The organism is Shouchella shacheensis, assembly GCF_001484965.1.
In the GTDB taxonomy this organism is placed as follows: Bacteria; Bacillota; Bacilli; order Bacillales; family Bacillaceae_D; genus Shouchella; species Shouchella shacheensis.
Map to the genome: position 1 here is coordinate 1 of NZ_LLYY01000084.1, position 608 is coordinate 608.

2 tRNA genes are annotated in these 608 nt (G+C 48.7%); both read right to left on the reverse strand.

Going from position 1 to position 608, the window contains the following annotated elements:
* Positions 1 to 322 precede the first annotated feature (322 nt).
* Positions 323 to 398 (reverse strand) — tRNA-Ala (locus tag AVZ68_RS19455).
* Between the two features lie 39 nt (positions 399 to 437).
* Positions 438 to 514, reverse strand: a tRNA-Ile gene (locus tag AVZ68_RS19460).
* Positions 515 to 608 lie beyond the last annotated feature (94 nt).

Below are 608 nucleotides of genomic sequence, written 5' to 3' on the forward strand. Positions count from 1 at the left end.
CGGCTCCTAGTGCCAAGGCATTCACCGTGCGCCCTTTCTAACTTATCCTCTGGCTTCAACGAAACGTCGGATGTCTTCGTCCATTTCACGTTTCTCGGTCAGTCACGTAGTGAACCTACGCTCCTTCCCTCGAACGTTCATGTCCTCGAACGCCTCGTTTCTTTTTGCCAGTCATTATGGCTCCACGCTTCAAAAGCGCTTTGCCATGTTCAAGCAATAAAGGTTGCTTTCTTGAATTCTTGACGACTCGTTCAACCAGTGGCAACCACCGATGAATGAATCTTGTTGAGTTTCATGATTTAGTTTTCAAAGAACCAAAAAATGGTGGAGCCTAGCGGGATCGAACCGCTGACCTCCTGCGTGCAAAGCAGGCGCTCTCCCAGCTGAGCTAAGGCCCCCCTCATAAAAAAAGGACAAACCTCCATATAGACATAAGATGGTGGGCCTGAGTGGACTCGAACCACCGACCTCACGCTTATCAGGCGTGCGCTCTAACCAGCTGAGCTACAGGCCCATCTTATTTAGAAGAAAAGTTCCTTCAAAACTGAACAAAAGACCCAAGCGCTACATGACCGAAGGTCACATATCGACTAGAGTAAAGACTCCAT